The organism is Cryobacterium sp. GrIS_2_6 (assembly GCF_035984545.1).
Classification (GTDB): domain Bacteria; phylum Actinomycetota; class Actinomycetes; order Actinomycetales; family Microbacteriaceae; genus Cryobacterium.
Map to the genome: position 1 here is coordinate 1,429,735 of NZ_JAXCHP010000001.1, position 24,828 is coordinate 1,454,562.

At 62.8% G+C, this 24,828-nt stretch carries 29 protein-coding genes and 3 pseudogenes; 11 read left to right on the forward strand and 21 right to left on the reverse strand.

Annotated elements, in window-relative coordinates:
- Positions 1-75 precede the first annotated feature (75 nt).
- A complete protein-coding gene (locus tag RCH22_RS07190) occupies positions 76-1,731 on the reverse strand; it encodes a DUF2127 domain-containing protein (RefSeq protein WP_327013372.1) in 1,656 nt (551 codons plus the stop codon).
- A 215-nt stretch (positions 1,732-1,946) separates the two neighbouring features.
- Complete coding sequence (locus RCH22_RS07195) at positions 1,947-2,720, reverse strand: phophatidylserine decarboxylase associated domain-containing protein (protein ID WP_327013373.1); 774 nt, start codon at positions 2,718-2,720, stop codon at positions 1,947-1,949.
- A 615-nt stretch (positions 2,721-3,335) separates the two neighbouring features.
- Here RCH22_RS07195 and RCH22_RS07200 point away from each other — a divergent pair.
- Both RCH22_RS07200 and RCH22_RS07205 read left to right on the forward strand, forming a co-directional pair.
- Positions 3,336-3,566, forward strand: coding sequence for a DUF6458 family protein (locus RCH22_RS07200; RefSeq protein ID WP_327013374.1), 231 nt, complete (start codon positions 3,336-3,338; stop codon positions 3,564-3,566).
- A gap of 259 nt (positions 3,567-3,825) precedes the next feature.
- On the forward strand, positions 3,826-4,092 hold the full coding sequence (locus RCH22_RS07205) for an SAP domain-containing protein (protein ID WP_327013375.1): 267 nt from the start codon (positions 3,826-3,828) through the stop codon (positions 4,090-4,092).
- Between the two features lie 5 nt (positions 4,093-4,097).
- Here RCH22_RS07205 and RCH22_RS07210 read toward each other — a convergent pair whose 3' ends face one another.
- The 5 genes from RCH22_RS07210 to RCH22_RS07230 form a co-directional block, all read right to left on the reverse strand.
- Complete coding sequence (locus RCH22_RS07210; protein ID WP_327013376.1) at positions 4,098-5,183, reverse strand: YbdK family carboxylate-amine ligase; 1,086 nt, start codon at positions 5,181-5,183, stop codon at positions 4,098-4,100.
- Between the two features lie 62 nt (positions 5,184-5,245).
- Entirely contained in the window at positions 5,246-5,482 is a 237-nt protein-coding gene (locus RCH22_RS07215) for a hypothetical protein (protein WP_327013377.1), read from the reverse strand.
- 188 nt (positions 5,483-5,670) lie between these two features.
- Positions 5,671-5,874, reverse strand: coding sequence for a CDGSH iron-sulfur domain-containing protein (locus RCH22_RS07220; RefSeq protein WP_327015470.1), 204 nt, complete (start codon positions 5,872-5,874; stop codon positions 5,671-5,673).
- A gap of 152 nt (positions 5,875-6,026) precedes the next feature.
- Positions 6,027-6,383, reverse strand: coding sequence for a hypothetical protein (locus RCH22_RS07225; protein WP_327013378.1), 357 nt, complete (start codon positions 6,381-6,383; stop codon positions 6,027-6,029).
- A 118-nt stretch (positions 6,384-6,501) separates the two neighbouring features.
- Positions 6,502-6,672 (reverse strand): CsbD family protein, encoded by a 171-nt coding sequence (locus tag RCH22_RS07230; RefSeq protein ID WP_327013379.1) that lies wholly within the window; start codon positions 6,670-6,672, stop codon positions 6,502-6,504.
- A 126-nt stretch (positions 6,673-6,798) separates the two neighbouring features.
- Here RCH22_RS07230 and RCH22_RS07235 point away from each other — a divergent pair, with 126 nt between their 5' ends.
- Positions 6,799-6,963, forward strand: a complete 165-nt coding sequence (locus RCH22_RS07235; protein ID WP_327013380.1) for a hypothetical protein — start codon at positions 6,799-6,801, stop codon at positions 6,961-6,963.
- Positions 6,964-7,145: 182 nt separating this feature from the next.
- Here the strand turns inward: RCH22_RS07235 and RCH22_RS07240 are convergent.
- Positions 7,146-7,295 (reverse strand): annotated as a pseudogene (locus RCH22_RS07240) (NAD(P)-dependent dehydrogenase); the annotation flags it as partial.
- Between the two features lie 138 nt (positions 7,296-7,433).
- Here RCH22_RS07240 and RCH22_RS07245 point away from each other — a divergent pair.
- Positions 7,434-7,667 (forward strand): hypothetical protein, encoded by a 234-nt coding sequence (locus RCH22_RS07245; RefSeq protein WP_327013381.1) that lies wholly within the window; start codon positions 7,434-7,436, stop codon positions 7,665-7,667.
- 4 nt (positions 7,668-7,671) lie between these two features.
- Here RCH22_RS07245 and RCH22_RS07250 read toward each other — a convergent pair whose 3' ends face one another.
- Positions 7,672-8,664, reverse strand: coding sequence for a diacylglycerol kinase family protein (locus RCH22_RS07250; protein ID WP_327013382.1), 993 nt, complete (start codon positions 8,662-8,664; stop codon positions 7,672-7,674).
- Positions 8,665-9,395: 731 nt separating this feature from the next.
- Between RCH22_RS07250 and ppk2 the strand changes: the two genes are divergently transcribed.
- Positions 9,396-10,229 carry a polyphosphate kinase 2 gene (gene ppk2, locus RCH22_RS07255; RefSeq protein WP_327013383.1) on the forward strand — a complete coding sequence of 278 codons (834 nt, stop codon included), beginning with the start codon at positions 9,396-9,398 and terminating at the stop codon, positions 10,227-10,229.
- 3 nt (positions 10,230-10,232) lie between these two features.
- Positions 10,233-10,481, forward strand: a complete 249-nt coding sequence (locus tag RCH22_RS07260; protein WP_327013384.1) for a hypothetical protein — start codon at positions 10,233-10,235, stop codon at positions 10,479-10,481.
- A gap of 620 nt (positions 10,482-11,101) precedes the next feature.
- On the opposite strand, the gene RCH22_RS07265 is transcribed toward RCH22_RS07260, so the two are convergent.
- From RCH22_RS07265 to RCH22_RS07280, 4 genes and pseudogenes are all read right to left on the reverse strand, one after another.
- Complete coding sequence (locus RCH22_RS07265) at positions 11,102-11,242, reverse strand: hypothetical protein (protein ID WP_327013385.1); 141 nt, start codon at positions 11,240-11,242, stop codon at positions 11,102-11,104.
- A 514-nt stretch (positions 11,243-11,756) separates the two neighbouring features.
- A pseudogene (locus tag RCH22_RS07270) lies at positions 11,757-11,972 on the reverse strand (IS1380 family transposase); the annotation flags it as partial.
- Between the two features lie 493 nt (positions 11,973-12,465).
- Positions 12,466-13,401 carry a sigma-70 family RNA polymerase sigma factor gene (locus RCH22_RS07275; RefSeq protein WP_327013386.1) on the reverse strand — a complete coding sequence of 312 codons (936 nt, stop codon included), beginning with the start codon at positions 13,399-13,401 and terminating at the stop codon, positions 12,466-12,468.
- A 263-nt stretch (positions 13,402-13,664) separates the two neighbouring features.
- Positions 13,665-14,132 carry a DUF4383 domain-containing protein gene (locus RCH22_RS07280; RefSeq protein ID WP_327013387.1) on the reverse strand — a complete coding sequence of 156 codons (468 nt, stop codon included), beginning with the start codon at positions 14,130-14,132 and terminating at the stop codon, positions 13,665-13,667.
- Between the two features lie 299 nt (positions 14,133-14,431).
- On the opposite strand from RCH22_RS07280, the gene RCH22_RS07285 reads away from it, so the two are divergent.
- Both RCH22_RS07285 and RCH22_RS07290 read left to right on the forward strand, forming a co-directional pair.
- A complete protein-coding gene (locus RCH22_RS07285) occupies positions 14,432-14,779 on the forward strand; it encodes a hypothetical protein (protein ID WP_327013388.1) in 348 nt (115 codons plus the stop codon).
- Positions 14,731-14,907 (forward strand): cell wall-binding repeat-containing protein, encoded by a 177-nt coding sequence (locus tag RCH22_RS07290; protein WP_327013389.1) that lies wholly within the window; start codon positions 14,731-14,733, stop codon positions 14,905-14,907. The genes RCH22_RS07285 and RCH22_RS07290 overlap by 49 nt, the downstream gene beginning before the upstream one ends.
- A gap of 165 nt (positions 14,908-15,072) precedes the next feature.
- Here the strand turns inward: RCH22_RS07290 and RCH22_RS07295 are convergent, their stop codons facing one another.
- The 5 genes from RCH22_RS07295 to RCH22_RS07315 all read right to left on the reverse strand — a co-directional run bounded on the left by RCH22_RS07295 (position 15,073) and on the right by RCH22_RS07315 (position 20,101).
- Complete coding sequence (locus tag RCH22_RS07295; protein WP_327013390.1) at positions 15,073-15,489, reverse strand: hypothetical protein; 417 nt, start codon at positions 15,487-15,489, stop codon at positions 15,073-15,075.
- A gap of 353 nt (positions 15,490-15,842) precedes the next feature.
- Positions 15,843-16,685: a PRC and DUF2382 domain-containing protein gene (locus RCH22_RS07300; protein ID WP_327013391.1), complete on the reverse strand. Its 843-nt coding sequence runs from the start codon at positions 16,683-16,685 to the stop codon at positions 15,843-15,845.
- Positions 16,686-16,853: 168 nt separating this feature from the next.
- Positions 16,854-17,627: a hypothetical protein gene (locus tag RCH22_RS07305; RefSeq protein WP_327013392.1), complete on the reverse strand. Its 774-nt coding sequence runs from the start codon at positions 17,625-17,627 to the stop codon at positions 16,854-16,856.
- Positions 17,628-17,746: 119 nt separating this feature from the next.
- Positions 17,747-18,298, reverse strand: coding sequence for a hypothetical protein (locus tag RCH22_RS07310; RefSeq protein ID WP_327013393.1), 552 nt, complete (start codon positions 18,296-18,298; stop codon positions 17,747-17,749).
- A gap of 558 nt (positions 18,299-18,856) precedes the next feature.
- Positions 18,857-20,101: an IS256 family transposase gene (locus tag RCH22_RS07315; protein ID WP_323505389.1), complete on the reverse strand. Its 1,245-nt coding sequence runs from the start codon at positions 20,099-20,101 to the stop codon at positions 18,857-18,859.
- 546 nt (positions 20,102-20,647) lie between these two features.
- Between RCH22_RS07315 and RCH22_RS07320 the strand changes: the two genes are divergently transcribed.
- A complete protein-coding gene (locus tag RCH22_RS07320) occupies positions 20,648-21,166 on the forward strand; it encodes a hypothetical protein (protein WP_327013394.1) in 519 nt (172 codons plus the stop codon).
- Positions 21,167-21,206: 40 nt separating this feature from the next.
- Here RCH22_RS07320 and RCH22_RS07325 read toward each other — a convergent pair whose 3' ends face one another.
- Positions 21,207-21,410, reverse strand: coding sequence for a hypothetical protein (locus RCH22_RS07325; RefSeq protein WP_327015585.1), 204 nt, complete (start codon positions 21,408-21,410; stop codon positions 21,207-21,209).
- 71 nt (positions 21,411-21,481) lie between these two features.
- Between RCH22_RS07325 and RCH22_RS07330 the strand changes: the two are divergent.
- Positions 21,482-22,813, forward strand: a pseudogene (locus RCH22_RS07330) (IS30 family transposase); the annotation flags it as partial.
- Here RCH22_RS07330 and RCH22_RS07335 read toward each other — a convergent pair.
- Complete coding sequence (locus RCH22_RS07335; protein ID WP_327013395.1) at positions 22,773-23,051, reverse strand: NAD(P)H-binding protein; 279 nt, start codon at positions 23,049-23,051, stop codon at positions 22,773-22,775. The pseudogene RCH22_RS07330 and the gene RCH22_RS07335 overlap by 41 nt on opposite strands.
- Positions 23,052-23,158: 107 nt before the next feature.
- The gene (locus tag RCH22_RS07340) at positions 23,159-23,758 is read right to left on the reverse strand and encodes a helix-turn-helix domain-containing protein (RefSeq protein WP_327013396.1); all 600 of its coding nucleotides are present in this window, start codon (positions 23,756-23,758) and stop codon (positions 23,159-23,161) included.
- An 87-nt stretch (positions 23,759-23,845) separates the two neighbouring features.
- On the opposite strand from RCH22_RS07340, the gene RCH22_RS07345 reads away from it, so the two are divergent.
- Positions 23,846-24,769 (forward strand): aldo/keto reductase, encoded by a 924-nt coding sequence (locus tag RCH22_RS07345; protein ID WP_327013397.1) that lies wholly within the window; start codon positions 23,846-23,848, stop codon positions 24,767-24,769.
- Positions 24,770-24,828: the final 59 nt, after the last annotated feature.

Sequence of the window (24,828 nt, forward strand, 5' to 3'; positions counted from 1 at the left end):
AATTGCATTCGCTGCCAATGCCGATCCCACCGACGCCGGGTTCGTCGACACAGCCTCGTCGTGGCCGTTGTTCTTTCATCGGTCGTCTGCTTCGGCTGTTTTTGTGGCGGCAACTTCGCGGGCCGGATGGCCCGGTTCGGCGGAGTGCGTCAGGGGTTCTCGTTGTGGCTCTGGGCCGTCACCATCGCCGTCATTGGCGCTCTCCTTGGACTTTCCTTGGGCAGCGGTTTCCGCTGCTCCGATACCCTGGTCAGCTTCCCGTGCGTCCCTATCACTGGGAGCGAGCTCGCCACGGCGGGCATAACCACCGGGATGCTGATGGCGTTGGTCAGCGTCGCTGGCGGTCTGCTCGGTGCACTGGCTGGAATACGCGACCATCACCGGATGGACCGTGCCGGACTGGGTGACTAGTTCACGGTGTCGGTCCGCCGAGGTTCTGGTAGTGATTGACGCGTGGTGTCGGGTGGTGAGGTAGAGCCGGTGGGCTGTGATAATCAGAGCGAGCCACGCTGCTCCGACCAGCCACCCGGCGACGACGTCGGTGAACCAATGGTGGCCGAGGTACACCCTGCTGAGTCCGATCGTGAATGCAAACACGGCTGCGATGCTGACCGTGAACGCCCTCGAGCGCCATGAGCGCTGCCGCAAGATCAGAAGGTACGCGATGACGCCGACCACGACGACGGCGTTGAGAGTGTGCCCGCTGGGAAATGAGGGTGAAAACTCGAACGGCGCGACGGCATCAGCCAGGGGTGGCCGGTTTCGGCCGATGAGGACTTTGCCTGCGATGGTCATCGCCAGGGATCCGGCACCAGCGGCCGCGATCACGATGACGGGTGTCCAGGACCGACGCGTCAGAGCTAGGATGAGCAGCGCTGCAACGGCAAGGATGGGCATTCCAACGGGCCCAGCGATATCGGTGTACCCCGTTGCGAAGCTGTTCAGGCCCGGGGACCTGACGCTGATCATGAATGCCAACACCGGGGCGTCCAGGCCGGCGATGCCGTCCGTTTCCGTGACCGAGTCGTAGAGGAGTGCTGTGCCTACGCTGAGCGTCACGGAGACGAGCAGCCCTACTGCCAAGGTGAGGATGAGGGTCGCGTGCGGGCCGAGCCGGACACTGAGATTACGTGCCAAGCGGGCTATTACCTTCCCGACTGGTGTGTACCAATGGGTGAGATCACGTCCGCCTACGAACCGATCTTCGTGGAGTTCGCCGGTCACCCCGGTCTGATCCCGGTCAAGAACTGTGTCGGGTGCATCTGGTTCTGCGGTAGCGCCGGGGCGAATTTCCCGGTATTCCCGGTACACGAGGTAGATGATCACCGCGTCGAGCAGGGTCACAAAGCCGACGCCCAGTGTGGGATGCTCGACAAACGCGTATCCCTGAAGGATCAGGAAACCCGTCAGGGCGGCCAAGGCGTAGGGGTACACCCGGTGGAACCGTTTCAAGAGGCAATAGACCAAAACTAGTTTCACGACGCCGTGGACGAGCAGGAACGCGATCAGGTACGCCAAAGAGCTGCGCACCAGTTGATCGTCCCAGCGCGCCACCGCGGTCGCCACGTACTGGGAAGCGGCGCCCGTGCCTTCTCGCGCCTCATTGCTGACGGCCCTCAGGATGCTGTCCATGATGTGCGGCGCAAACCACAGCAAGAGTCCCGCGACGAGTTCGATTGCGCCATCGATCCCCTTGACGATAACTCCGGCCACGTAAAGTCGGTCAATCACCGTGGTAGCTCGTGAGGGTCCGGGACCTCGGAATCGTTTCATCAGCTTTATCCAATCTTTACGTGCCCACTGATTCGTCCAACTGGTCGAGGCGCCTCGCCAGGAAGTGAGACGAGCCGGAGCAGTCGTACGTTTGCCGGCCGAGGCATCCGGTGGCCGTCATGTATTAGACGTCAACGCCCGAACAAATGTCACGCCGCAACCTCCCGGTTGGTCTATGGCAATTTTTTGCTGGCACTAGCGGTGGCGAGCTGGGATCGGACGCGCACCAACGGGGCCTGGGGGTCATGTGGTTGGGGAATGGCCGCGAGGCTGAAGCCCTCGATGGCCCCCGGACGAAAAATGAGGCATTCCGTTGAACCACCGAACTGGAAATAGCCGAGTTCTTCGCCTTTGGCAACGTGGTACCCCAAGGTGATTTTCGGGTCGATGATGCAAGAGGAAACCTCGACCATCCCTACCGGGACTACGGCCATCAGTCCGATGACGGGATTGTTGGCGCGGATAAGGATGATCGCCCGCGCCGCAACATGTGCGAGGTAGGACTGCGAGTTCGTCGGCTCCACTGCGTTCACGCCCTCGGAGTCGGCCTCAGAAGGATACGTTCCCTGCTGAACGAACGCTCGAACTATGGTTCCGGCGACAGGACGGTGCCAACGGTGGTAGGAGCCCTCGCTGAACTCGGGCGCCATTGTCAGCACCTCGTTGATCAGCCGAAGTAGCTGCTCGACGTTCTCCAGATGGCGTTTCCGATACGGTTTGGACGCGGGCACCTGGGCGATCATTTGAGTCATGTACATCCGCACGACCGGGTCAGAGCCGATCAGCCTCTGAAACTCCACGATGACAGGATGAAGGACGACCTGTTCACCCCGGGCCTCCACTCGATCTCGGTGCCCGGCCAGCCAAGACTCCAGATCGTCCTGCTCTGTAGGTAGCCATCCTGCTCGTCGTTTGATGTCGCCATCAATGTCAGGCCCCTGTCTCATGTTCGACAATGTAGCCCGTCGACGAGCCATTCCCCAAGGCACTGTAGGCGCACTCCCTGGCAGATTCGGGAAGTGCCCCTGCTCGCGCTGGCTTACTCCGGCAGCGCCCCGGAGTGACTGGGGCCGATTGGCGGCGGTGTTCCTGCATTTTGCTCGTTAGGGGTGTGTCAATCCGAAACTGTTGGAGGGCAAGACAGGTGCCCGCGTTCCCCCCTGAGTGTATGGTTCCGGCTGGGCGCCCAGGGATTCCACGGCTCGGCGTCGTTCGTTTTCGAAGTCTCCCTCCAAACCCGTGAACGCGTCAGCAGTCGGTGCAAGCAACGACCAGAATCGTCGCATGCCTGGGGCAGGGTGTGCATGTTTACCGCTCATCCCCGCACCGTATCCCGAACCTGCCTCGCATCGCCTGCTTCGCCAGCGATTGCGCCGGGGGTTGACAGCGACCCCGATGTGCGCATCAGTCGAGTCCCGGACGCTGACGCGAGAATGTCGCTGAGGCCCACGGGAAAACGGCCGCCGAAGCCTTGCACATCGGGTGCTTCCACTGGCGGCATAGGCGCAGGATATCTATGCTGATCGCGTCATCCTGTCCGAGGTGTGCGAAAGTAGGTCGCCATGAGCTTCGTATGGGGCATCATCATGTACGTAGTCGGAATCATCGTCGTCTGGGTCCTCCCCGCCCCGGACGGAGTCGATCTCCACATGATCGGTTACGTGATCATGAGTATCGGGGCGCTGACAATTGTCTACGCCCTCGTCAGAATCGCCGGCGGACGCCGAGCGGCACGGCGCCGCCTCCGCTCCGGTACTCAGGACGACCCACCGCGCAGAGCCACCGATATCTGATCCCGGCGTCCACTCCCCTCTCCGAGCCGCTATGACCCAAAGAAGGCGCTTCCCGATTGTCGTTGCCCTATTTCGCCCAACGAGCCGAGAAGACCCGACCTTGGCGTAGTTCGCGCCGCGCAACATCGTAATGCGCCCGGCCGTCAAAAGGCCGGGCGAATATCGGATGCCCGCCCGATAGACCGGTGGATGAGGTTGGCTCGACGGCCGCATCCATTGAGAGTCGCTCGCAAGGAAGCACCCAAACAGGGAGGAAAGAATGACGGGCACAGTGAACGCGAGCCTGAAGGACCCAGAACTGTATGAGAAGCTGCGCAGCGATGGCGCTTCACAGGCCAAGGCCGCCCGCATCTCAAATGCCGCCGCGAAAGAAGGCCGGTCAGTTGTCGGCGCGAGAGGTGGACGCCGTGAACCCTACGAGGATTGGACCGTACCCGAATTGCGTAAGCGAGCACGCGAGCTAGACCTTGCGGGGCTCTCAAAGAGCAGGAAGGCGGTGCTGATTGCCGCGCTTCGAGAGCATTAGCGTCTTCAGCTCGTGAAAGAGGTCTCCAGGAACGCGCTGAGCCCCGACCGACCCTTGGTCGCGAAGGCTCGCTCTTGTTGCTGGGCGCCAGTCCCTTTCCGCCACAGATGCTCAAGCGATTCCGCGACACGCTGCTGGTCACCCGCATCATCCAGCGATCCCTCGATGCTGCGAACCATGGTTGTGATCGCTTCACGCGCGGGGGTGAGTTCGGTCGTGGCGGGATTGAGAAGGTTTCCGCGGATGCCGTCACGGGCAGCGTGCCAGAGTGCTGCATCCAAAAGTTCCGGCTCGACCGTGAGCGGAGGGATGTCCCGCCCGGCTTCGTCCAGTGCGGTGGCGACGAGTCCGCGCGTGAGGGCGGCGAGGAGAGTTCTTGACTCAACGTCAAGTTGAGCGTCGGCCACGCGCACTTCGAGCGTGGGGTGAACTTCGGACAGGCGCCCGTACCACGCTACGGTCGCGACATCAGTTGTCGCACCGACCCCGACCAGACGACGGATGCGCCGGTCGTAGTCAGCAGCATCATTGAAGTGCGACGGACATCCGGTTGTCGTCCATCGCCGCATGATTACCGCGCGCCAGGAGTCGAACCCTGTGCTGGATCCGCGCCAGAATGGGGAGTTTCCCGACAGGGCCATCAGGGTGGGCAGCCAGATTCGCAGCCGGTTGAGGGCGCGTACTCCGGCATCCCGGCTGGGTACGCCCATGTGTATGTGTGTGGCGCAAATCTGATGATCGCGCAGCACGCCGCGGATACCGTTTTCAACATTTCGGTATCGTTCCTTCTCGGTCACAATCGGCAATGCGGATGCGTCAAAGGGGGTACCTACGCCGATCGCGATGACACCTCGCAGTCGGGGCGCCGCTCCCATCTCGGCGCGAAACCGTGACAGGTCGGTCGTGGCTGAATCCATCTCGGTCAGGATCGGGGTGAATCGTTCGATTTGGGAGGCCAGAAACTCGCTCGTGACAAGACCACCTGCGGTCATCGCGGGGAGGCCTCGACGGACGAGATCCGCGATGGGTGCAGGCTGCAGAGTGGTCCGCTCAACAAGGAAGCACTCCTCCTCGATCCCAAACGTCAGCATGCTGAGGCCCCGTCGATCAGACCAGGGAGACTGGTCGGCGAGGAATGTCCGAAGCCCACCGGTTAATCCGACAGATCTGCGTCCGTGTACTCCCCCTCTTGCCCATTATCTGGCTCCTGACGGTGTACGTCTGGCTCGCCCGTCCGGGCCTGAACAGAGTGCCCGTCCTGGTTGGAATCCAGATCGATATCGGTGTACTCGCCCTCATGGTCAGGCTCGGTTTCAGACTGGCGAGGCGTTGGTTGTGTCTCCAATTTGATGCGCGGGTCGTCGGCGGGGACGGCGGAATCGGAGTTCATCGTGCTCCTCGGTCTCTAGGTGTCGGGGGTCGTTATGGCCTGTTGGCACTTATTGTGACCGGTACCGCCAGGCCCGACAAGCCCTGTCATTCTCCTGCTCCTGTTTGCAAGCGACCGGCTATGCCGCCTCCACCCCCAAGGATTTGCTCCGCGATTGCAATGGGATCCGTGCGGGCATGGGGAACCAGTCAGCCTGGGCCTGCGGGTTTTTCGGGCGTTAGGTCCGTGACGAAATGAACGAGTTTGTGGGTACCGTCGCAAAACGGCTTGGTCGTGGACGCTCCGCATCGGCAGAGTGCCACGGTCTTTCGGTTTGGGGCAATGGGATCCCCTGTGGCTGAGACAAGGACCACGTTTCCCCGCACGAGCACAGGTCCATTCGCACACGCCATGATCACAGGTACTGTGCCGTGCACCTCGCTACCGGATGGCTTCACATCGGTGTTGGTCCTTCTCCGCGTCTTCGATCCTCTGCAGCTTCGACGTGTCAGGACTCGTCAAAAGTGAACAGCGTCGCCGCAACAGCGCCCGCCACTGCTGGTGGTTACTCGGGCAGCACGGTTGGATCACGCAGTCGTCGCTCGAAGTCTTCTTCGATGGCAACTCGGGCGGCGATCGCGATCGTGTTCCACTCCCAACCCGGGTCGGTATCCAGCACCCCACCATAGGAGAGACCGTAAAGAAGGAACAAAGACAGTTGCAGGCCCTCATCGACGACGATGTCTGCTGTTCGACTCAGCGCCATATCGACGAGGGAGGGAAAATCGGCCCACGAACGAGGTGAACAAAAAGCCGGCTTCGCCAGAGCGACCGAAAGCTCAGAACGAACCGGACCCCGCGACTGGAAAGGAGGTCCCTGCTCGCGACTTCCCTGAACAGGAGTGACAGATTGGCCCGTCACCTCACAATCCAACAGTGCTTTGCGGAGGTCGACCCCTTGTAGGAATTATTCCGTGGTGCCCCGGTACAGGCGAACAGCGCTCCACCTCTACCGGGGCGACCCGAAATTGCCGAAGGCTTTACTTCAGGGCGTCTTTCACATTCTCGCCAGCCTGCTTGACGCTGCCCTTGGCGTGGTCGGCCTTGCCCTCGGCCTCGAGCGTGGGGTTGTCCGTTGCCTTCCCCACAGCTTCTTTGCCCTTCCCGACGACCTTCTCGGCCGCGTTCTTGATCTTGTCCGCACCACTCATGATCCGTTTCCTTCCACTCAATGCGATTGGCTTTCGACATAATAAACCCACCCCACCGGCATTGCGCAGATCGGACGCACGGAATAACATTCCACTCAATCATCACCAGACGAAAGGGACGACACCATGAATCTCCTGCTTATCGTCATCGCCATAATCGCCGTTGTCATGCTCCTCACCGGCGGCCTCATCCAGTCCTTGCAGTTTCTGCTCTGGGTCGGCATCGTTCTGGCAATCATCGCCGTAATCCTCTTCCTCGTCCGCTCCATCTCCGGACGCAAGAGCGTCTAAGCCTGACCGGCACGGCGACCTCAAGACGAAGTCTCGCACCGTCCCCGCGCTGCTGCGCTCGATCGACAAAAAACGGCCTACACAGTTGTCGATCTTGCCATCAAACCGACGGCTTTAGATCAAATTCACCTGCTCGAGCACACCGCGCACCCGTGGCGGTCGCCGGCTCCACAAGCTGGTCCCTCTTCACGGATGCCGCCGGGTACCAGTAATGCTCTGCGGCCGGCGTCTCGGATCGATTCCGCCGTGTCCTCGGCATCCGCCTGCTCCTCTGGCAGGTAGGAGAAGGCGACGTCCGCGCCCTCACGGTCGAACGCGATCGCGACGGCACGACATCATTCGTAGAATGCGTCTCTGACAGCCTGCACTTTTCCCTCCGGTTGCCGCTACCAGTGAGATAAACTCAAGTTCGTCAGGGGAGAGAACGGGTTTCCGATCCTCCCATCCAGCGCGTGATCGAAGGAGACTCCATGGCCGCTTCAGCGGAGCACAATGACACGCCGGACGCCCCAGGCCAGGACAAGGAGCTGGATCCGGATTCGCCTCGCTCGGCTGCACACCCGAGGAAGGACCCACCGGTGTACCGCCCAGACCCCGAGGATCCTCCCGTCGGACCGGCCGAAAACCTCGACCAGGACTTCGATCCCGCCGCGGGACCGTCAAATCCCGACCTGGTCGGGTCGGATACCGAAAAGCACGCCTGAAATACTATTCGGAGCGCCCCGGGCTCGGCGTGGGCGTTCGCACCCGGAGGGCCCGGGGCTCGATCCAGGCTTTGAGGGCGGATGCCTTCCCGAAACCGTCACCGTCCAATTCGATCTCCTCCGGCTTGGAGAAGCGGGCGGTGAACGTGGCGGCGGTCTCGTAGTGAAGATTCGCGTCGTTCTTGTGCTCGCCGATGAGGGCTCGACCCGCCTTCGTTCGACGCACGATCCCGTTGGTCCACGCGACCTTGAGCCACAGTCGGACCCAGCCGACGACACCCCGGGGACGCGTCATCATCAGGTCCATCAGGCCGTCTTCGAGGTTCGCCTCGGGCATCAGGACAATGTTCGCTTGGAGGGAACCGCAATTGCCGAGAATGAGGGTGTGGACCGTGGCTCGCCTCGGCGCGTCCTCGTCGAGGCGGAACCGGATGTGCAGTTCCCCCGGGTCTCGAATGGACGTGATGAGGGCCTTCACGTAGGCCACCCAACCTGCTTTGGCCTTCAGATTCTCGTCGGTGTTGGCGATCATCTTCGCATCCAACCCGAGTCCCGTCATCACGACGAAGGCGTGCTCGTCTCGACTTCCGTCCTCACGCTCAATGCGGATGACCCCCAGGTCGATGGTCTGATCCCGACCTGAAAACGCCATCCGAATATTCCCGGTCACATCTGTGAGATCCATCTGCAGGTTGCGGGCAAGCAGATTCCCAGTTCCCGACGGCAGCAGGGCAACAGGAACATCGCGGCCTCGGACCGCCTCGACCACCGCTCTCACCGTCCCATCCCCGCCGGCGACGATGACGAGGTCCACATCCTGCTCAAGCGCTTGGGCTGTGACCCCCTGCCCGACGTCTTCGATGGACGTTTCGAACCACTTCGTCTCGTCCCAGCCAGCGGCCGAGGCCTCCGCGCTGACTGCCTCACGGAGAATCGGCAAGTCGACCTTGGTGGGGTTATAGATGACTGCGGCGGTGGGACGGGTGGCGTCACTCATTGCGTCAGTGTAGAGCTAAAGGTGTCGCCTCCATAGGTGACGGAGGAACTCCCGAGCTGCCACAGACACTAGCCGTGCTTACGGTGTTGTTTCCCGGGGTTCACCCAGGGCACGGAGACGCCCACCGACAGCAGCACGTCCGGCCGGCCTCTGGATCAACGTAGAGACCGTGAATTCTTGACCGGCAATGCGCTCTCATACCGCTGGCCCGAATCAGGTCGGGACAACCGAGCCGGTTCACAAGAAGGGCGAATCCTCGGTGATCGCGGTGATCGCGGTTTCGCCGTTCGCGGCGAACACAGTCGCGAAAACGATGTTACCGGCCCGGTGCGGCACCAAAGGTCGTGCTTCTGTCCATGCGCCCCGCCGTGCCCCAGTAACAGTTTCGGGTGCAGTGCCGTCGGCCGTCTGGCCTCTGGACCAACTTGGCTTCGGAACAAGACGAGGGCGGCGCCGTGCGCGGCGAGAGTTCTTCCGAAGGTCTCGCCCGCTTGCTGAGTTCGCCCCAGTTGCCATTTCCAATCTATTGACCTCGGAGTATCCATTCCTGCGTAGGCTGCAACCAGTTCTCGGTGACCCCGGGGACGTGGCGCCGGGGCCCATGACAATAAATCGCCACAACGAGCGGCGTGCGCCCCTAGTCATACGACACGACATGCGGCATCCTTATCTTTTTCGGATTTGTTCCATCAACCATTCAGGCCCGTGAACGGGCGGCGGGGAAGTCGAGCATGTCGACATCGAAGAAGTCCACGAAGCCGCTTGTAAAACGGATGCGGAAGCGTCTGTACGAAGATGAGCTCGAGCGTCTGCAGATCGAACTGGTCAGGATGCAGCAGTGGGTGATCGATACCGGCGCGCGCGTCGTGGTGATCTTCGAGGGCCGCGACGCAGCGGGTAAGGGCGGCGCGATCAAACGGGTCATGCAGTACCTGAATCCGCGCTTCGCCCGGGTCGTCGCGTTGCCGACCCCAAACGAGCGAGAGAGAACTCAGTGGTATTTTCAGCGGTACATCCAGCACTTGCCCGCCGCCGGCGAGATAGTGCTGATGGACCGCTCCTGGTACAACCGCGCCGGCGTCGAACGCGTCATGGACTACTGCACCCCGGAGCAGTATCAGCGGTTCCTCCAGCAAGCCCCGGCTTTCGAGCGGATGCTCGTCGACGATGGCATCATCCTCATCAAGTACTGGTACTCAGTGTCCGATGAGGTTCAGGAGGAACGCTTCCACTCTCGGCGGAATGATCCGATGCGCCGCTGGAAACTCTCCGAGACGGACGTCGCCTCGATCGCCAGATGGGAGGACTACTCCCGCGCGAAGGACGCCATGTTCGAGGCGACTGACCACGCCGAAGCGCCGTGGTGGACGATCGAGAGCGACGACAAACGAGCGGCCAGGCTCAATACGATCAACCATCTCCTGGAACAGGTCCCCTATGAACCGCGCGAACCCAAACCAGTTGACATACCGGCCCGCCCAGATACCGACGGCTACGAACGCCCCGCAAAAGAATCATTCCGATACGTCCCCGACCACGCCGAGCGGATCCAGAAGAAGGGCTAGCTCATGCTTGTGGTCTACGGTCATCGCATCACCGAGAGCACCGTGAATGTAGTGTCTTTCGTCTGCGGATACTGCAATGTCCGGGCACCGCAAGAGGTGGTCCAGCGTTCCAACCGTTTCACCTTGATCTTCATCCCACTGTTCGCGTTCTCGACGACGTACGCCAACCGGTGCACGAACTGCGCAGCAGAAACGGTCCTGACGCCGGAACAGACTCGACATTCCATCGTCTGGGCCGAAAACCGCCGCTGACGGCCTCCGAGGACTCCAACCCCATAATTTCTAGCCTGCAGGCTCGCCGAGCGTCGATCAGACCTCCGCGCGGATACGCTGAAGGGTAGGAAAGCCGCCCTCGCAGCTGCCCGGCGCTGTCGAGCGGCCAACTTGGATTCTTAAAACTGGCCCGGGTCGAGCTCTGTAAAGGAGGCCCGCGCGCTCCGCAGGATCGCTTTCGCCGCCGCCGCAACAGCGCGTTGCACGCCCGAACGCCTCTAGCCGAGCCGCCGTGTGTGTCCACGTTCCGGGCCGGGTGCCTTTATGTATCCGGACCTTCGCCACCTGTTTCCGCGGCGTGTCCGCCGCCGCGTCCACGGCCAGCACCTTCAACTCCTCCGAGTATGCCAATTCGCCGTGATTTCGACCTTCAACGCGGCGGAACAGCGTTTGTGACCCGGGGATATCGCGGCGAGCACGGCGACAACAGCGATTGTCGGCACCGGAAACCTCGGGTCCACCATGCGATTCGAACAGAGCCGGTTCGCGAGCTAGGAATCGTGGCTGGGGCGCAGCAGGCTGAAGGACTCCATCTGCCTCGGCGAAAACGGGAAGTCACTGATGCTGGTCCAGGCGCCCTGGCTCATTTCGCGGCGCCCTCACCAGCCGCCGAGGTATGCCTCTAGGTCGATCTCGATCCCCAGTTCCTCAACGCCCGAAAGTTCTACGAGTTCGAGGGTGGGCAGGAGGGGCTCTCCGCCCCAACCGCGCTGCCGCGCCGGCTCCAGTCGGGAGTTCATGCGGAGAAGGATTCTGCCCACTGCGTTGAGGACGAGCACACCTACGCAATGCCCGCTTTCGAGTGCGGTGATCACCGGTGCGAGCGCACCAGGATAGATGCGAACCGGGCGCTCGAAAGCCACCTCTAACCAAACGCGATCGAACCTTGTCAGGTCGGGTCCGAAAGGTTTGTCCACTGAGGTTCCCGGATGCCCTGTAGCACGGCGCGCCGTCTGGGCGGTTGTGACCGCGCGTTCGGTGACCGCTCCTGGCAGCTCGGCCAGCACGGAATCCACGCTCACGAAGGTTCGGCCTGGGCTGACGTCTTTGGGCGGGCCCAGCACGAGAACGTCCACACGACTGGGCGGGATGCCTCTCCCCCGCGACCTTGGAACGGGGACGAGGTCGGCCAGGCGCAGCGTCTCAGCATTCTTCGCCCCGAGAGCTCCAGGCTCCCACTTTGCACGGTCGGCCCCGTCATGCCACGCGATGGCTTCTGGCACATGGGCGATAACGGCTCCGTGCAGCCACTCCGGAGTCCGCGCCGGCGACCATGCCCGGGACCAGAGCGGTGACTTTCAATCCGGCGTTTGCACCGAAGTAGCCAGGCAACGTCAGCCACCGGTTCGCGAGCTCGCCCAGACCCGTCGAGGCGGCCAACAGCATCGCGGGAACCAGGCCGGCAAGCGACACGAGATTCTCATCGTCGAAGGTCGCGGACAGAGCCGTGGATCTATGGAAAACTTGCATCTACGAGATGCCTTTCCTGTTGTGAAAAATGAGCCCTGGTAAGTTCTATTTTTCCTGATCTGGAAGGCATTCTCGGTTTAACGCGCCGTCAACACCCGAGTCTCACCGGTGGATCGAGACTTAGAGCGTCGGAGGAGCAGACTGTTCAGCGCCCGGTGACGAGAGCAGGCGGGCGGGGTCGGTGCGGCAGCGCTTCCTCCCACACACCTGATTCGTAACCCAGATGTTCGTGGCTCAGAGAACCTGCTCACTTACTGACAGCTCACCTCCTCCGCGAAGCGCAACTAGCCGATCTGGTCCTTCGCGCTCCTGCTGTCGCGCCGCGCCGTTCGGGTAGTTGCCATCCTGCACGCCGGGCTCCTCAGGGGTGCGCTGTCAACGACGAACAGTAGTGATGACGGCGACCAAAATCCCCATCAGCATCATCGCGAGCGCGAGGACGAGTAGGACAGGTGGCTGTTTCAACGGGGCCTCCGCACCGTGGTCGAAATGTTCAGTCGTGGAGGTGGTGTTTGAGGTGCGGGGTTTGCAGTTGGGTCAGGGCGCGTTTTTCGAGCTGTCGGATGCGTTCCCGTGAGACTCCCAACGCAAGTGCGACTTGTTCGAGGGTGGCGGGTTCTCGACCATCCAAACCGAATCGAGAGATAAGAATTCTCCGGTCCCTTTCGGAGAGGCGGTCCAAGTGGTCAGCGATGTCCGTGGTTCGAAAGGCGAGCTCTGCGTATTCGTCGGGTTGGCAGGAGTCGCTATCGACGAGGAGTTCGCCAAGTTCCATGGTGCCGTCGCCGCAGCTGGTCTGCAAGGATATGGGTTCGTAGTCCAATTCCAGAATTCGCACAACCTCGGCAACGGTCACTGCTGAGTGGTGGGCCAGTTCGTCCAGATTGGGATCTCGGTGCAAAGTCAGAGTCAGTTCCTGGCGGAGGCGTTTGAGGGCGTTGAGCTTTTCGAGCGTGTGCGTGGGAAGCCGGATCAGCCTGGCCTTGGTGGCGATACCCCGGTGGATGGCCTGCCGGATCCACCAGGTGGCGTAGGTAGAAAATTTGTATCCGGTTGCGTAGTCATACTTCTCCACCGCGTGTACCAGACCGATGTTGCCGTCTTGGACGAGGTCCATGATCATGGTGCCTCGTCCTGCGTAGTGTTTTGCGATACTCACGACCAGCCGCAGATTGGACTCGATGAATTGAGCCTTCGCCCGGGTTCCATCCCGGGCGAGCCAGGCCAGTTCCCCCGCAGTGTCCGGGTCACCGTGAAGGAGGCGTTCGCCAGCGAAGAGACCTACTTCTATCCGGCGCCCGAGACTCACTTCTTCTTGCGCGGTGAGCAGCGGGTACCGGCCGATGCGTTCCAGATACGCCCCGAAGAGGTCCGTCGACACCTGACCGTCCTCGCCGCGGATGCGGTGTCGCCGGGACAGCTTCGACACAGGGAACACGCTCATGAGAGAGCCCGACAGCCGACGTCGGCATCGCCGACCGAAACAGTGCCCGGGGGCAGGTGTGCGATACGCGGCCTTGTCAGGAAGATGCGGACATTTCGGGTCATGCGCGCTCCTCTTTTCGAGATTCGTAGGACATAGTACACATAGTGAAAAGAAGCGATCGGAGCGGATTGACAGTGGACACTGGGATCCGATACGAACTCGACAATGATCCCGCTCCTAGGCAACCCCAAGAGCTTGGCGATGAATCAGGGCGTCCCGGCTGGCGCGGTCCTGCGAGTTCTCCCGAGCGCGACTCCGAGGACGATCATGCCGATGCCGAGGACCAGGTGCAGCCAGTTGTCCGCATTATTGAGAGGCACGAAGTTCGCGGAGGAGTCAGGGTCGGCAACGAGCCCATAGAGCCACAAGACGAGGTAGATGACGCCGCCGCCGATCAGGTAGTTCCGGGCCCCCCTGACAGTGCGCGCTAAGGCGAGTCCGGCGATGCCGAATAGGAGGTGCACCACGTTGTGGAGAATCGAAACTTGGAAGACACCCAACAAAAGTGCACCGGAATCGCGGCCGGCACCGGTTAACGATGCGATGTTGCTGGTGACCCCGGGAATGAACCCGAGGATTCCGACCAGAAGGAATACCGTGCCTACCGCGGTCGCGGCGCGTCGAACGGGCGCTAGGTGTGTGTCGTGCGAAGTGGATCCCGGAATCGATGACATGATCTGCCTCTCTCGAGCGGCGGGGCGGAGAGCCCCTCAGCGGCGAGAGTACCCCAGATCTGTTCGAAAGGGAGGCCCTACTCCGGCAATGAATGCGACGCTCGCCGGGAACGCACCATCGACCGCTAGAGAGGCGGCGGCGTCAGCTTGGCCTTCCGGTCGCCGTGCAGGTCGACGGCAGCCCGTGGGCGCAGTTAGGTCGGTCCTTTGGATGCGGACCAAAATCAGTGGTCTCGTGTTTCCGGCGTTAGGGCGCAGGATATGAAGAGCATCAGTGGACTCAGCGTGGAGGACGCGCCATGGGACAAAGTGTTGAATCCGGCGGATTCGCCGACCTGAAAGGGGTGCAAATTTCCGCCACCGAGTGGCGCGTCAGCAAGCGTTTTTTGGAGGAACGAGACCCAAGCGTGCTGACCACCCTCAAGGTCACGACGGCACGGATCGCCGGCGGCACGGATGTCGTAAGTGCGGGCATTGAGAACGCACTCAAGGTCGTGCCCGGGGTGACGACGGTCAAGCGCAATTCCGGCGCCGACCGCTACGCCACGGCGGTCGCGATCAACTTCGACGCCTTCGCGACGAGCTCAACGGCGACGCGATGGCCGGGGCGGCCCTCGCGGGCTGGAAGAACGCGCCGCTGTACCTGAGCACGACGGCCTGCCTCGGAGCCGGGGTGCCCACCAAAATGCAGCGACTCGGCGCAACCTCGCTCGTGCTGCTCGGCGGGACCCCCGTCCTCAGCGACAACGTCTACAATCTGGTCGGCTGCGTCTGAAACCAGCAGCAGGCCTGAACAGTTCCTGGCCGGCACCGCCGTTTCCCGGTGGTGCCAGCCACGAGCGTGACCTCGACTCGTCGGTGCAGCGCTCAGCTCGGCCGAGTCGTTTGCACGCTAGATCGTGCGCAGCAACGTGCCGTCTCGCCGCGAACCAAAGACGCATCACTGATCCCGCCGATGCACGCCGTCCTCACCCGGATCGTGTTCGGGGCCGGATGGCGGAGCTGGCGCTATGGAGCCTGGTCCGGTGGTGACATCGGCAGGCACGGGCAACTCATAATGCCGGTAAAGCGCAATGACCTCACCCGTGGTCAGAGGACCGTCGTCCGAGACTGCAATATACGGCGCCTCCGTCGTCAAGTATTTACTGACTGACACGTGCAAGTTGCCCCCCATCCACCGTGCGCCGTGATACGGGACAAAGGTTTCTTTCGGGCCGTAGATATCGCTGCGGATGGTCACCCAGCGGGGCTTTCCAGCCGGGTCGACCAACAGGCGGGCGATAGCACCAATCACGTCGCCGTCCCGGTCGACCACGAGGATGTCGTCGGTCTCTTCGGATGTGTAAAAGGTATACATCGCTGTCCTTCCGGTGTGGGAGCGCAGCCGCTCCAAGCTGAGGTGCGGCCCCGCTGTAGCGTCTCGCGCGTCGATTTTTCCCGTCCCGTGGGCGCCTGGTCGGGCGGACTGGCTACTCGGATGCAGGCTCGTACAGCGTCATCGCTTCCAGTCTGCGTCCGCCGACAACCGACGACAAGGATTGATTTGAGCCGCGGAGGCAGTGAACTGCTGATGGGGCAGGAGTAGCTGTGCCTCGTTCCACACGCAGGAGCTCGCCATATCTGTGGAGAACCCCTGCGTTGTGCCGCCCATTTTCGGCACGCCCCGTGCGCCCTGCAGCAAACGAGCGTTGAGTATCGCGGCCGGGAATGTTACCTTTCCAGCCGGTCGCGGTCCGAGTCTCTGGTCGGCGAGTCGGCCTCGATGCGCTCTTTGCGCACGTCCTCCGAAACGTTCTCGTGTTCGGTCACCGTGTCAGTGTTCACGCGGACTCGTTCTACGGGGACCGTTTCCTTGTCGACGACGACACGTTTCTCGGTGAGGGCAATTTCGTGTTCGCCCTCGGTGAGGTCGGCGCCCGTCATCGCGTCCGCTCCGTTAGCTTCGGTGATGGGCTCGCGTTCGATGCGGACTTCTTCATGGGAGACCGGGACGGTGGTTGTGACGTTCTCGGTCACTACATACTCCCGCAACCGGGCTTTCCCGGTTTCAACTTTCTCCGTTCCCACCCGCAACTGCTCCTCGGAACGTGTCATTACCGCGTCCTCCATAAGTGTCTCGGCGGAATCCACGTCGCTCATGGGCTGGCCGGCGCCCGTCATCCGTTGCTCGCCGGTCATGGGCTGAACACCGGTCACAGGCTGGTCGAATTCAGCAGGGGCCGCGGCACCGTCATAGTGACGGCCGTAGTACCTGTAGAGCTCGGCCTCCTGGGACTGGGTCAGGTGGCCGTCGGAGTCGTCGACGCGGGGGGCGTCATTGACCATGTCCTTATCGAACGGAACACGAAGATTCTCGCCCGAGAGGATGGCCTGGTCGAGAGGCACGAAGGATTCCCCGGTGCCGAACAACCCGGTTTTGACGGTCACCCATTCGGGGTTGCCCGACTCATCGTCCAGGAATACATGCCCAATCGAACCGATTTTCGCGTCGTCCTCACCGATGACGTTCCCGTTGCTCTCGAGGAGGCCGCGGATCTGGTCTGTGCTGATCATGATCATTGCTCCATTCCATTTTTTCAGGGGAACTACAGCGCGGTTCTTTTAGGGGAACTACAGCGCGGTCGAGGTTCGAGGGGCGCAGTGGGGTGCTCTGCGGGCTCAGCCGCCAGCGATACCGCTCCAGGAAAGGCCGCGACACCCGTCCGTCAGTCCGTCCGTTAGTCACAGACTGTCGTCGTTCATCTTCCTGGCCGCGATGGGATCGTCGGCTGCGTTGCGGATGCGGCCGGCGGCCTGGGTGAGGCGATCTTTAGCGCTGGGGGCGCGGCGGGCTTCCTCCGCGATTTTCGGCGCCTCCGTCTCTGCCGCGCTCAAGTACGCTTCCCACCGCGCCTGCATGGGCCGGATCAGTCCGCCGCCCGCTCCGACAATGATCACACCCGCGATGATCGCCAAAACTGCGATCAAAAGAGGCGTGGTGACCGTCGTAGCCACGTCGATCTGATTGAGGGCGGCCGTGATGCCCAAGAACAAAATGAAAATGCTGGCAATGTTCGCGAGGACTTTGCCATACGACAGGCCCCCGAGAGTGCCCTGAATGAGAGTCTTAGCCCCGGCCGCGATTGCCGCTGCGATCACGATGATGATGATGGCCACGATGATCCTCGGCAGGAATGCGATGATTCCGGCCAGGAGGTCACTGACGGGGTTAGGCCCGAACACTCCGAACGCGAATTGAAGGACGAAAAGTACCAACGCGTAGTAGACGATTTTAGCGAGAATGTCAGAGGCATCCAGCGACGTGCTCGCCAGTGCCCGCTTCACGCCACCACGCTCCACGACCCGGTCGAAACCGACTTTCTCCAACAGTTTTCCCACCGCTTTGGACAACAATCGGGCCACGACGAGTCCCACGATCAAGATCACCACGAACAGCAACAAACGGGGGACGAAGTCCGCCAGCGTTGCCAAACCGTTTGCCAATGCGATTTCCATGTCAACCTCCCGGGTTGAATTACGCCACACATCGTGGCGACGCCGAGGCGCGGTGCCTACGGCTGATTCGCACTACCTCAGCAGGCGCCGTGATAGTGACCATGCTTGGTAAAGCCGGACTACTGGTGGCGGTGGAAGTGTTCCTGCATCCACCCGGCGACAGGTCGCTGCTGCTCGCCCTGCTGAGCGGCAAGCACAATCAAAACGATCGTCAGAGCGGGCGTCACCCACTGCAGCACACGCTGCTGACGCTGCGCCGCAGCGAGCGCCGGGGAACCGGTCCCGCCGGACTCGGTGGTGCCAACGGTCGCTTCGCCCGCATGCTGGCTCATCTGCCTGCCCAGAATTCCCGAGTACAGGGTTGTTCCAGCGGCGACCCCACTCAGAGCGAGCTTCACGATTGTGTTGGTCCGACTTCCAGGCTGAGCCGCCAGCCGACCCTTGTTGCCCAGGATCAGGCCGGCACCGCCCACGGCGTGCGCAACCAGCGCGGCAACCTGAACAGGAGCCCACCTCTTCCATCCCTCGGCAGCCAAGGCCACCCGTTCTCTCGGGTCCTTCGCGGTCGCGGCACTGCCATTGAGCCCGATCGCGCCCATCAATGCACCTCCGGACCACACAGCCAATCCCACATCATGCAAGCTGCGGACGAACGTATTGCGCTCAGACATGCGCACTCCTTACACCATCGTTGGAACATGTTCATGGACACGACTCAGGCTCGAACTCACACAGGTCTTAGAACGAGCGTCATCTGTAAGACGTCAACAAACGAGGAAACGTCACGTTTGGCCGACATTATTTTCCAGATCGATCTACTAGTCGATCTTGTGGGCGGACGGGCAGCTGGGCAGCTTTCACGGGTGTGTCAGTGCGGAACTGATGGACGGCATTACAGGCGGGCAGAATGACCCGCGAGTGCACGGTTCAGATTCTGCTCCGACTGATTCGGTTTCGCGGCCGCGTTCGCTTTCGCTTTCGAAATCACCCTCTAGACCGGTGAACGTATCGACGGTCCTGTCCGGCGCGAGACCAGAATTTCCGTGCACCTCGACTAGGGCGAGAATGTTTGCCGCTCATGCGAGCAACATATCGCGCAGATAGCGAACGTCGATGCCCGCTCAGTCCTCGCGCGAGGATCCAACCGTGATTGGGAGTTCGCCGTTTCCAGGGTCACGTCCCGCTGAGTGGTGGAGTTTCTCAACACCATGCGGGTCAGTTGTTCTAGCTTAGGCGGCGGCGAGTTCGGGGAGGATCACCGCCTCGTCGATGACCTCGATGGGGTTGTTCATGGTAACCAGCTCGAGCATGGATGCTTCGGAGAAGTAGCGTCGTTCGCCGGCCTCCCACTCGTCATGCTGCTCGATCAAGACCGACCCGGCCAGGCGCAGCAGGGCGGCAGCGTTGGGGAACACTCCGACGACGTCGGTGCGGCGTTTGATCTCCTTGTTCACTCGTTCGAGCGGGTTCGTGGACCAGATCTGGCGCCAGTGCCGCCGCGGGAACGCGGCGAAGGCGAGTAGGTCGGGTTGCGCGTCGACGAGCATCGCCGCGACCTTCGGGTGCGAGCGGCTGAGCATCGTCGTGACCTCGAGGAACTGCTTCTCGATGTGCTCACGGTCGGGCTGGGCGAAGATGGTGCGGATGATCGAGGCGACCATGTCCTGGGATCCCTTCGGGATCACCGCGAGCACGTTGCGCATGAAGTGCACCCGGCATCTCTGCCAGCCGGCGCCCTGGAACACGGTGCCGATGGCCTTCTTCAGGCCGGTGTGCGCGTCAGACATGACTAGCTTGACCCCGTCGAGCCCGCGGGTCTTGAGCGATCGCAGGAACGACGTCCAGAAGCCCTCGTTCTCGCTGTCACCGACGTCGAAGCCGAGGACTTCCCGGCGTCCGTCAGCGGCCACCCCGACCGCGACGACGATGGCCTGGGACACGATCCGGTGGCCGACGCGGGCCTTGCAGTAGGTGGCGTCGAGGAACACGTAGGGGAAGTCCTGCGCGGCGAGGGTGCGGTCGCGGAACTCGGCCACCTCAGCGTCCAGGCCCGCGCAGATCCGGGACACTTCCGACTTGGAGATCCCGGTGTCCGCGCCGAGGGCCTTGACCAGGTCGTCGACTTTCCGGGTCGAGACGCCGTGGACGTAGGCCTCCATCACGACCGCGAACAGGGCTTGGTCCACCCGCCGGCGACGCTCGAGCAGGGCCGGGAAGAAGGACCCGGCGCGCAGCTTCGGGATCTTCAGGTCGAGGTCCCCGGCGGTCGTGCTGAGGGTGCGCGCTCGGGTGCCGTTGCGGTGGGTGGTGCGGTCGCCGGAGCGTTCGAATGGGGCGGCGCCGATGAACGCGGTCGCTTCCGCGTCGATGAGTTCTTGGTAGAGAGTTTCGGTCGCGACGCGGATTCGGTCGGTGACGTCGGTGAGTTTGAGTTCTCCGAGGAGGTCGAGCAGGGCAGACTGGTTTAGAGCCATCGTGTGGTGTCCTTTGTGAGTTGCTTTAGTCGGTACTCACTGACCATCCCACGGTGGCTCTTTACGTTGACGAAGCAACGCTCAAGAGTGGGAAACCACACCACTCACCGGGACGTAACCGTTTCCAGCGACCCCACCCGCGTGTCACGCCCCCAGTGACCGCCCTGATCGTGTGTGCCGATTCAATCACGCTGCTGGGATCCCGGGTCTACATGTTTGCAGATCCTCCCGACGCGACCGCGTGTACAGCAGGAGACAAAGGTGTCGGAGATTCGGAATCATGCCTATTGCAGGTCGGCATGGGACGGTTTGTAATGAAGACATGGCACACAAACGAAAGGATCGGCTATGAACAACCCCGCCGACCGCGACCCACGACAAACACCGGAGCCGGGGGCAGCACCGCATGCGAGTGACTCTCGTCATGACGTCGATGCGGACGCGGGGCCGGCCACGGGCCTCGCGCCCGCCACCGGGGCGAATGCTGCCCAGTCGGACTCCTTGCGGCAGGTAGTCTCCCGACGTGAAAAGGAACGATTCGGCGGAATGAAGGTCGGTTCGGCCTTCTTCGGGTGGCTGACCGCCACCGGAACCGCGGTTCTACTCACCGGGGTTGTCGCGGCCGCAGGAACCGCGACGGGCTTCGGTAGCAATACCGACCCCAATCAAGCGGTCACCGCAGGCACTTTAGATCTGGGTACAGCAGGCTTACTCGGTGCCATCGTCCTTCTCGTGGTCGTGTTCGTCTCCTATTTCTGCGGTGGCTATGTCGCGGGTCGGATGGCCAGGTTCAGTGGGCTACTTCAGGGGCTCGCCGTATGGCTGTGGGCCTTGGTCATCGCCATCGTTGCCGCACTAGTGGGGCTCATTTGGGGCGCCAATTCCAACATCTCCGAGAACCTGAACAGCTTCCCGCGAATTCCGCTTACCGCGGGCGAATTCACCCTTGTGAGCATCGTCACGGCGCTCGTTGTTGCCGCGGCCGGACTTGCCGGTGCGCTGCTGGGTGGCGCGGCGGGAATGCGCTATCACCGGAGGATCGACCGCGCCGGACTGGGCGACTGAACGTGTGCTCTGTCAAGCCCCGGGTTTTGTGGAGGCTCGGTTAGTCCCGTTCTCGTGAGTTGAGGACGGGCTGGTTGGTGTGGAACGCTGCTTCGGCTTCGACGGGTGGGATCAGTCCGATCTCGCCGTGGAGGCGGCGGTGGTTGAACCTGTCGATGTACTCGGCGACGGCGAACTCGAGGTCGGCGAGGCGTTCGGTGTAACGGATGGCGCGGTATTGGGCGGATTCAACCGGTCGTCGCAACACCTCGATTATGGAGGTGGTTTATGGGACGTCCGAAGGATTGGATGGCCACGCAACTCGGGCGGGAGCCGATGCGGTCGCCGGGCCGACCGCCGGGCCGACCGCCGGGGTGGCGCCGGGAACACCGGCAGACTTTCTGGGACCTCGTTGGGCCGGGTGTCTCGAGCGAGGATGCTGGTGAGCGGGCCGGCGTGTCGGCGCCAGTCGGGACACGTTTCTTCCGTCACGCTGGTGGGATGCGAGACCTCAGCAAGGCACCGCTGTCAGGAAGGTTCTTGACCTTCGTCGAGCGTGAGGAGATCGCGATCCTGCGAGCACAGAATCTTGGTGTTCGACAGATTGCACAGGCGGTGGGCCGGTCCCCGTCGACAATCTCCCGCGAGCTACGACGCAACGCGGCCTCGCGCGGCGGCAAGGCTGAATACCGTGCCACGAGCGCTCAGTGGCACTCCGACCGGCGTGCCCGCCGGCCCAAGATGGCCAAGCTCGCGGTTAGCCCCCTGTTGCGCGATTACGTTCAGTCCCGGTTGGATGGAACAGTGAAGCGCGCTGATGGCACGCCCGCGGCAGCTCCCGGGATCGGGGCCTGGAACGGGCGTCGACATGGGCCCCGACAGGATCGCCGCTGGTCCACAGCGTGGAGCCCGGAGCAGATCGCAGGTCGGCTTAAGGTCGATTTCCCCGACGATAGGAGCATGAGAATCTCGCATGAGGCGATCTACCAGGCCCTCTACATCGAGAGTCGTGGAGCGCTGCGTCGGGAGTTGACCACGGCCTTACGCACTGGTCGGGCGTTGCGAGTGCCGCGGGCCCGCGCAAAACGAGGCAAGAGCTTCCTGTCAAAGGAAGTCATGATCGCCGCCCGGCCCGCAGAAGCCAACGACAGGGCCGTTCCCGGACACTGGGAAGGGGACCTGATCCTCAGACTAGGCGGGGTCGCGATCGGGACTCTCGTCGAACGCACCACGAGGTTCACGATGCTGTTGCACCTGCCCCCGATGGACGAGCACAAGATGATCGGCGCACAGATCAAGAACGGGCCCGCGACAGCCGGACACGGCGCCGACGCCGTCTGTGATGCGATCGCCCGAACCATCACCGATCTGCCCGAGACCCTGCGCAAGTCATTGACTTGGGACCAGGGCGCCGAGATGGCCCAACACGCCAGACTCCGCATCCAGACAGGGCTGCCGATCTACTTCGACGATCCCCACTCGCCGTGGCAGCGACCCAGTAACGAGAACACCAACGGGCTGCTGCGCCAGTACTTCCCCAAAGGCACCGACTTCACCCGCTACGCCCTGGACGATCTCGACGGCGTCGCCAAGACCCTAAACGAACGTCCCCGCAAGACACTCGGATTCAAAACGCCAGCCGAAGCGATGGACGAGCTACTGTTGTCCGCAGGCACCAGTGTTGCGACGAACGGTTGGATCCGCCGTCGGCACCGGCCACTGCGTCTGCCACCGCGGCGGTGTCGAAGGCCGAGCCTCGGCGGTAAGTGACCCCGTCAAGACGTGTTTCGGGCTCACTTCGGCTGAAGGAGGTGATGTCGTGGCCGCGGGCGTGCGCTTCGCGGACAATGTTGCTGCCGGCATAGCCGGTTCCGCCAATGACGGTGATGCGGGACCTGCAGGACATGCGGTGATCCGATCGTTCAAGGGCGGGCTGATCGTGAATCGGCCGCCCACCTTTCACGGAGTCGGCGTCAGGTGGCCTGTCGCTGACTGTGGGAGTGAGAGGTGCTATCAGGCGCTTGAGCGTAGCGCGTCGACGACCAGGTCGAGCAGCCGGCGCGTGGTATCGGTCGAGGTGCTGGCGGCGGTGGCGAGGAACGTCCCGAGCAGGAGTGTGGTGACGTCGTCGGGCCCGATGTCGGAGCGCAGGGAACCATCCCTCGCCCCCGCGGCGAGGATCGGCGCGATCGCCGCGGTGATGCGCTCGCGCGTGGTGGAAGTCGGGAGCTTGCCCTCGGCCAAGCCGGCTCGCAGCGTGTCCATCATGCCGCGCTTGACGGCGGTGAACTGTGCGTAGCGTGCGACCCACTCACGAAGCGCCGTCTCGGGTGCGAGCTCCTCGAGCAGGGCGGGTCCACTGGCGGCGAGCGAATCCAGCTCCGCGCCGTACACCGCTTCGACGAGGGCGTCGCGCGTTGGAAAGTGGCGGTACAGGGTACCGATCCCGACGCCCGCTTCGCGGGCGATGCCATCGAGCGAGGCGGCGCTACCGTCGGCGGCCAGCGCCGCGCGTGCGGCGGTGACGAGTTTGTCGCGGTTGCGGCGCGCGTCAGCGCGTAGCGGGCGGCTCGCAATGCCCGAGGTCACGGCGCCCGAGTCTGACCGAATCATAGCGGAGGACCCTCCGGTTGTGTTACCTTCAATGAAGCGGAGCATCCTCCGTTTCTTCATCATCTCACATGGACCGAGGTCTTGACGTTGTCCTTTCCCACTTTCTCCGCAACCGGAGAACTTCGCCCCGGTGGCGTAGGCCAGCTCGGTGACCGCACGGTCTCGCGCATCGGGTATGGCGCATTGCAGCTCGAACGACTGTCCGGCGACCGGACCGCCGCCGTCGCACTGGTCCGTCGCGCCCTCGAGCTCGGCGTCGACCACATCGACACCGCCCAGTTCTACGGCGACGGCTTCTCCAACGAGATCATCGCCCAGGCATTGCGGCCCGAGGACGGCGTCACCGTCGTCAGCAAGATCGGCGCCGACCCGGACCCGGGCGGACCGTTCCCGATGCGGGTCGCGCAGCGGCCAGAGGAACTGCGCGCCAGCGTCGAGGCCAACCTGCGCACCCTGGGTCTCGAGCAGATCCCGGTGGTTAACCCGCGCCGCATGGACGGCCACGTGCGCATCCCCATGCCGCCCGAGCAGCAGGTCGACCTCGACGACCAGCTTGCGGTTATGACCGCGATGCGGGGCGACGGGCTGATCGGCGCGTTCGGGCTGAGCAACGTCACCCTCGACGTGCTCCAGCGCGCCCTGCCCGCCGGGCCGGTGTGCGTGCAGAACGACTACAGCCTCGTGGCCCGCGCCGACGAGGCCTTGCTCGAACTCTGCACCGCTGAGAACATGGCCTGGATCCCGTTCTTCCCGCTAGGCAGCGCCGTCCCCACCATGACGAAGGTCACCGACGAGCCCGCGGTGCAAGAGGCGGCTACCGCGCTCGGCGTCACCCCGGCGCAGATCGGTCTCGCTTGGCTGTTGCACCACGCCCCGAACACCATGCTCATCCCCGGCACAGCCAGCATCACCCACCTCGAACAGAACATGGCCGTAAGCGATATCGCCCTCGACGGCGCCCTGATGGACGCATTAGACGCCCTCGTCCCGCGGACGGGATCGATCAGCTGACGGGATCGATCGGCTGACGGCGGCACCGCGATGTACCAGCGGCCGCCGAGCCGCGCCCC

What these genes read in the sequence shown, in the direction of transcription:
- RCH22_RS07195 (WP_327013373.1), bottom strand. Translation starts at nt 2,720, where the DNA reads ATGAGACAGGGGCCTGACATTGATGGCGACATCAAACGACGAGCAGGA.
- RCH22_RS07200 (WP_327013374.1), top strand. Translation starts at nt 3,336, where the DNA reads ATGAGCTTCGTATGGGGCATCATCATGTACGTAGTCGGAATCATCGTC.
- RCH22_RS07205 (WP_327013375.1), top strand. Translation starts at nt 3,826, where the DNA reads ATGACGGGCACAGTGAACGCGAGCCTGAAGGACCCAGAACTGTATGAG.
- RCH22_RS07210 (WP_327013376.1), bottom strand. Translation starts at nt 5,183, where the DNA reads ATGCTGACGTTTGGGATCGAGGAGGAGTGCTTCCTTGTTGAGCGGACC.
- RCH22_RS07215 (WP_327013377.1), bottom strand. Translation starts at nt 5,482, where the DNA reads ATGAACTCCGATTCCGCCGTCCCCGCCGACGACCCGCGCATCAAATTG.
- RCH22_RS07220 (WP_327015470.1), bottom strand. Translation starts at nt 5,874, where the DNA reads ATGGCGTGTGCGAATGGACCTGTGCTCGTGCGGGGAAACGTGGTCCTT.
- RCH22_RS07230 (WP_327013379.1), bottom strand. Translation starts at nt 6,672, where the DNA reads ATGAGTGGTGCGGACAAGATCAAGAACGCGGCCGAGAAGGTCGTCGGG.
- RCH22_RS07235 (WP_327013380.1), top strand. Translation starts at nt 6,799, where the DNA reads ATGAATCTCCTGCTTATCGTCATCGCCATAATCGCCGTTGTCATGCTC.
- RCH22_RS07245 (WP_327013381.1), top strand. Translation starts at nt 7,434, where the DNA reads ATGGCCGCTTCAGCGGAGCACAATGACACGCCGGACGCCCCAGGCCAG.
- RCH22_RS07250 (WP_327013382.1), bottom strand. Translation starts at nt 8,664, where the DNA reads ATGAGTGACGCCACCCGTCCCACCGCCGCAGTCATCTATAACCCCACC.
- ppk2 (WP_327013383.1), top strand. Translation starts at nt 9,396, where the DNA reads ATGTCGACATCGAAGAAGTCCACGAAGCCGCTTGTAAAACGGATGCGG.
- RCH22_RS07260 (WP_327013384.1), top strand. Translation starts at nt 10,233, where the DNA reads ATGCTTGTGGTCTACGGTCATCGCATCACCGAGAGCACCGTGAATGTA.
- RCH22_RS07265 (WP_327013385.1), bottom strand. Translation starts at nt 11,242, where the DNA reads ATGAACTCCCGACTGGAGCCGGCGCGGCAGCGCGGTTGGGGCGGAGAG.
- RCH22_RS07280 (WP_327013387.1), bottom strand. Translation starts at nt 14,132, where the DNA reads ATGTCATCGATTCCGGGATCCACTTCGCACGACACACACCTAGCGCCC.
- RCH22_RS07285 (WP_327013388.1), top strand. Translation starts at nt 14,432, where the DNA reads ATGGGACAAAGTGTTGAATCCGGCGGATTCGCCGACCTGAAAGGGGTG.
- RCH22_RS07290 (WP_327013389.1), top strand. Translation starts at nt 14,731, where the DNA reads ATGGCCGGGGCGGCCCTCGCGGGCTGGAAGAACGCGCCGCTGTACCTG.
- RCH22_RS07295 (WP_327013390.1), bottom strand. Translation starts at nt 15,489, where the DNA reads ATGTATACCTTTTACACATCCGAAGAGACCGACGACATCCTCGTGGTC.
- RCH22_RS07300 (WP_327013391.1), bottom strand. Translation starts at nt 16,685, where the DNA reads ATGATCAGCACAGACCAGATCCGCGGCCTCCTCGAGAGCAACGGGAAC.
- RCH22_RS07305 (WP_327013392.1), bottom strand. Translation starts at nt 17,627, where the DNA reads ATGGAAATCGCATTGGCAAACGGTTTGGCAACGCTGGCGGACTTCGTC.
- RCH22_RS07310 (WP_327013393.1), bottom strand. Translation starts at nt 18,298, where the DNA reads ATGTCTGAGCGCAATACGTTCGTCCGCAGCTTGCATGATGTGGGATTG.
- RCH22_RS07315 (WP_323505389.1), bottom strand. Translation starts at nt 20,101, where the DNA reads ATGGCTCTAAACCAGTCTGCCCTGCTCGACCTCCTCGGAGAACTCAAA.
- RCH22_RS07320 (WP_327013394.1), top strand. Translation starts at nt 20,648, where the DNA reads ATGAAGGTCGGTTCGGCCTTCTTCGGGTGGCTGACCGCCACCGGAACC.
- RCH22_RS07335 (WP_327013395.1), bottom strand. Translation starts at nt 23,051, where the DNA reads ATGTCCTGCAGGTCCCGCATCACCGTCATTGGCGGAACCGGCTATGCC.
- RCH22_RS07340 (WP_327013396.1), bottom strand. Translation starts at nt 23,758, where the DNA reads ATGATTCGGTCAGACTCGGGCGCCGTGACCTCGGGCATTGCGAGCCGC.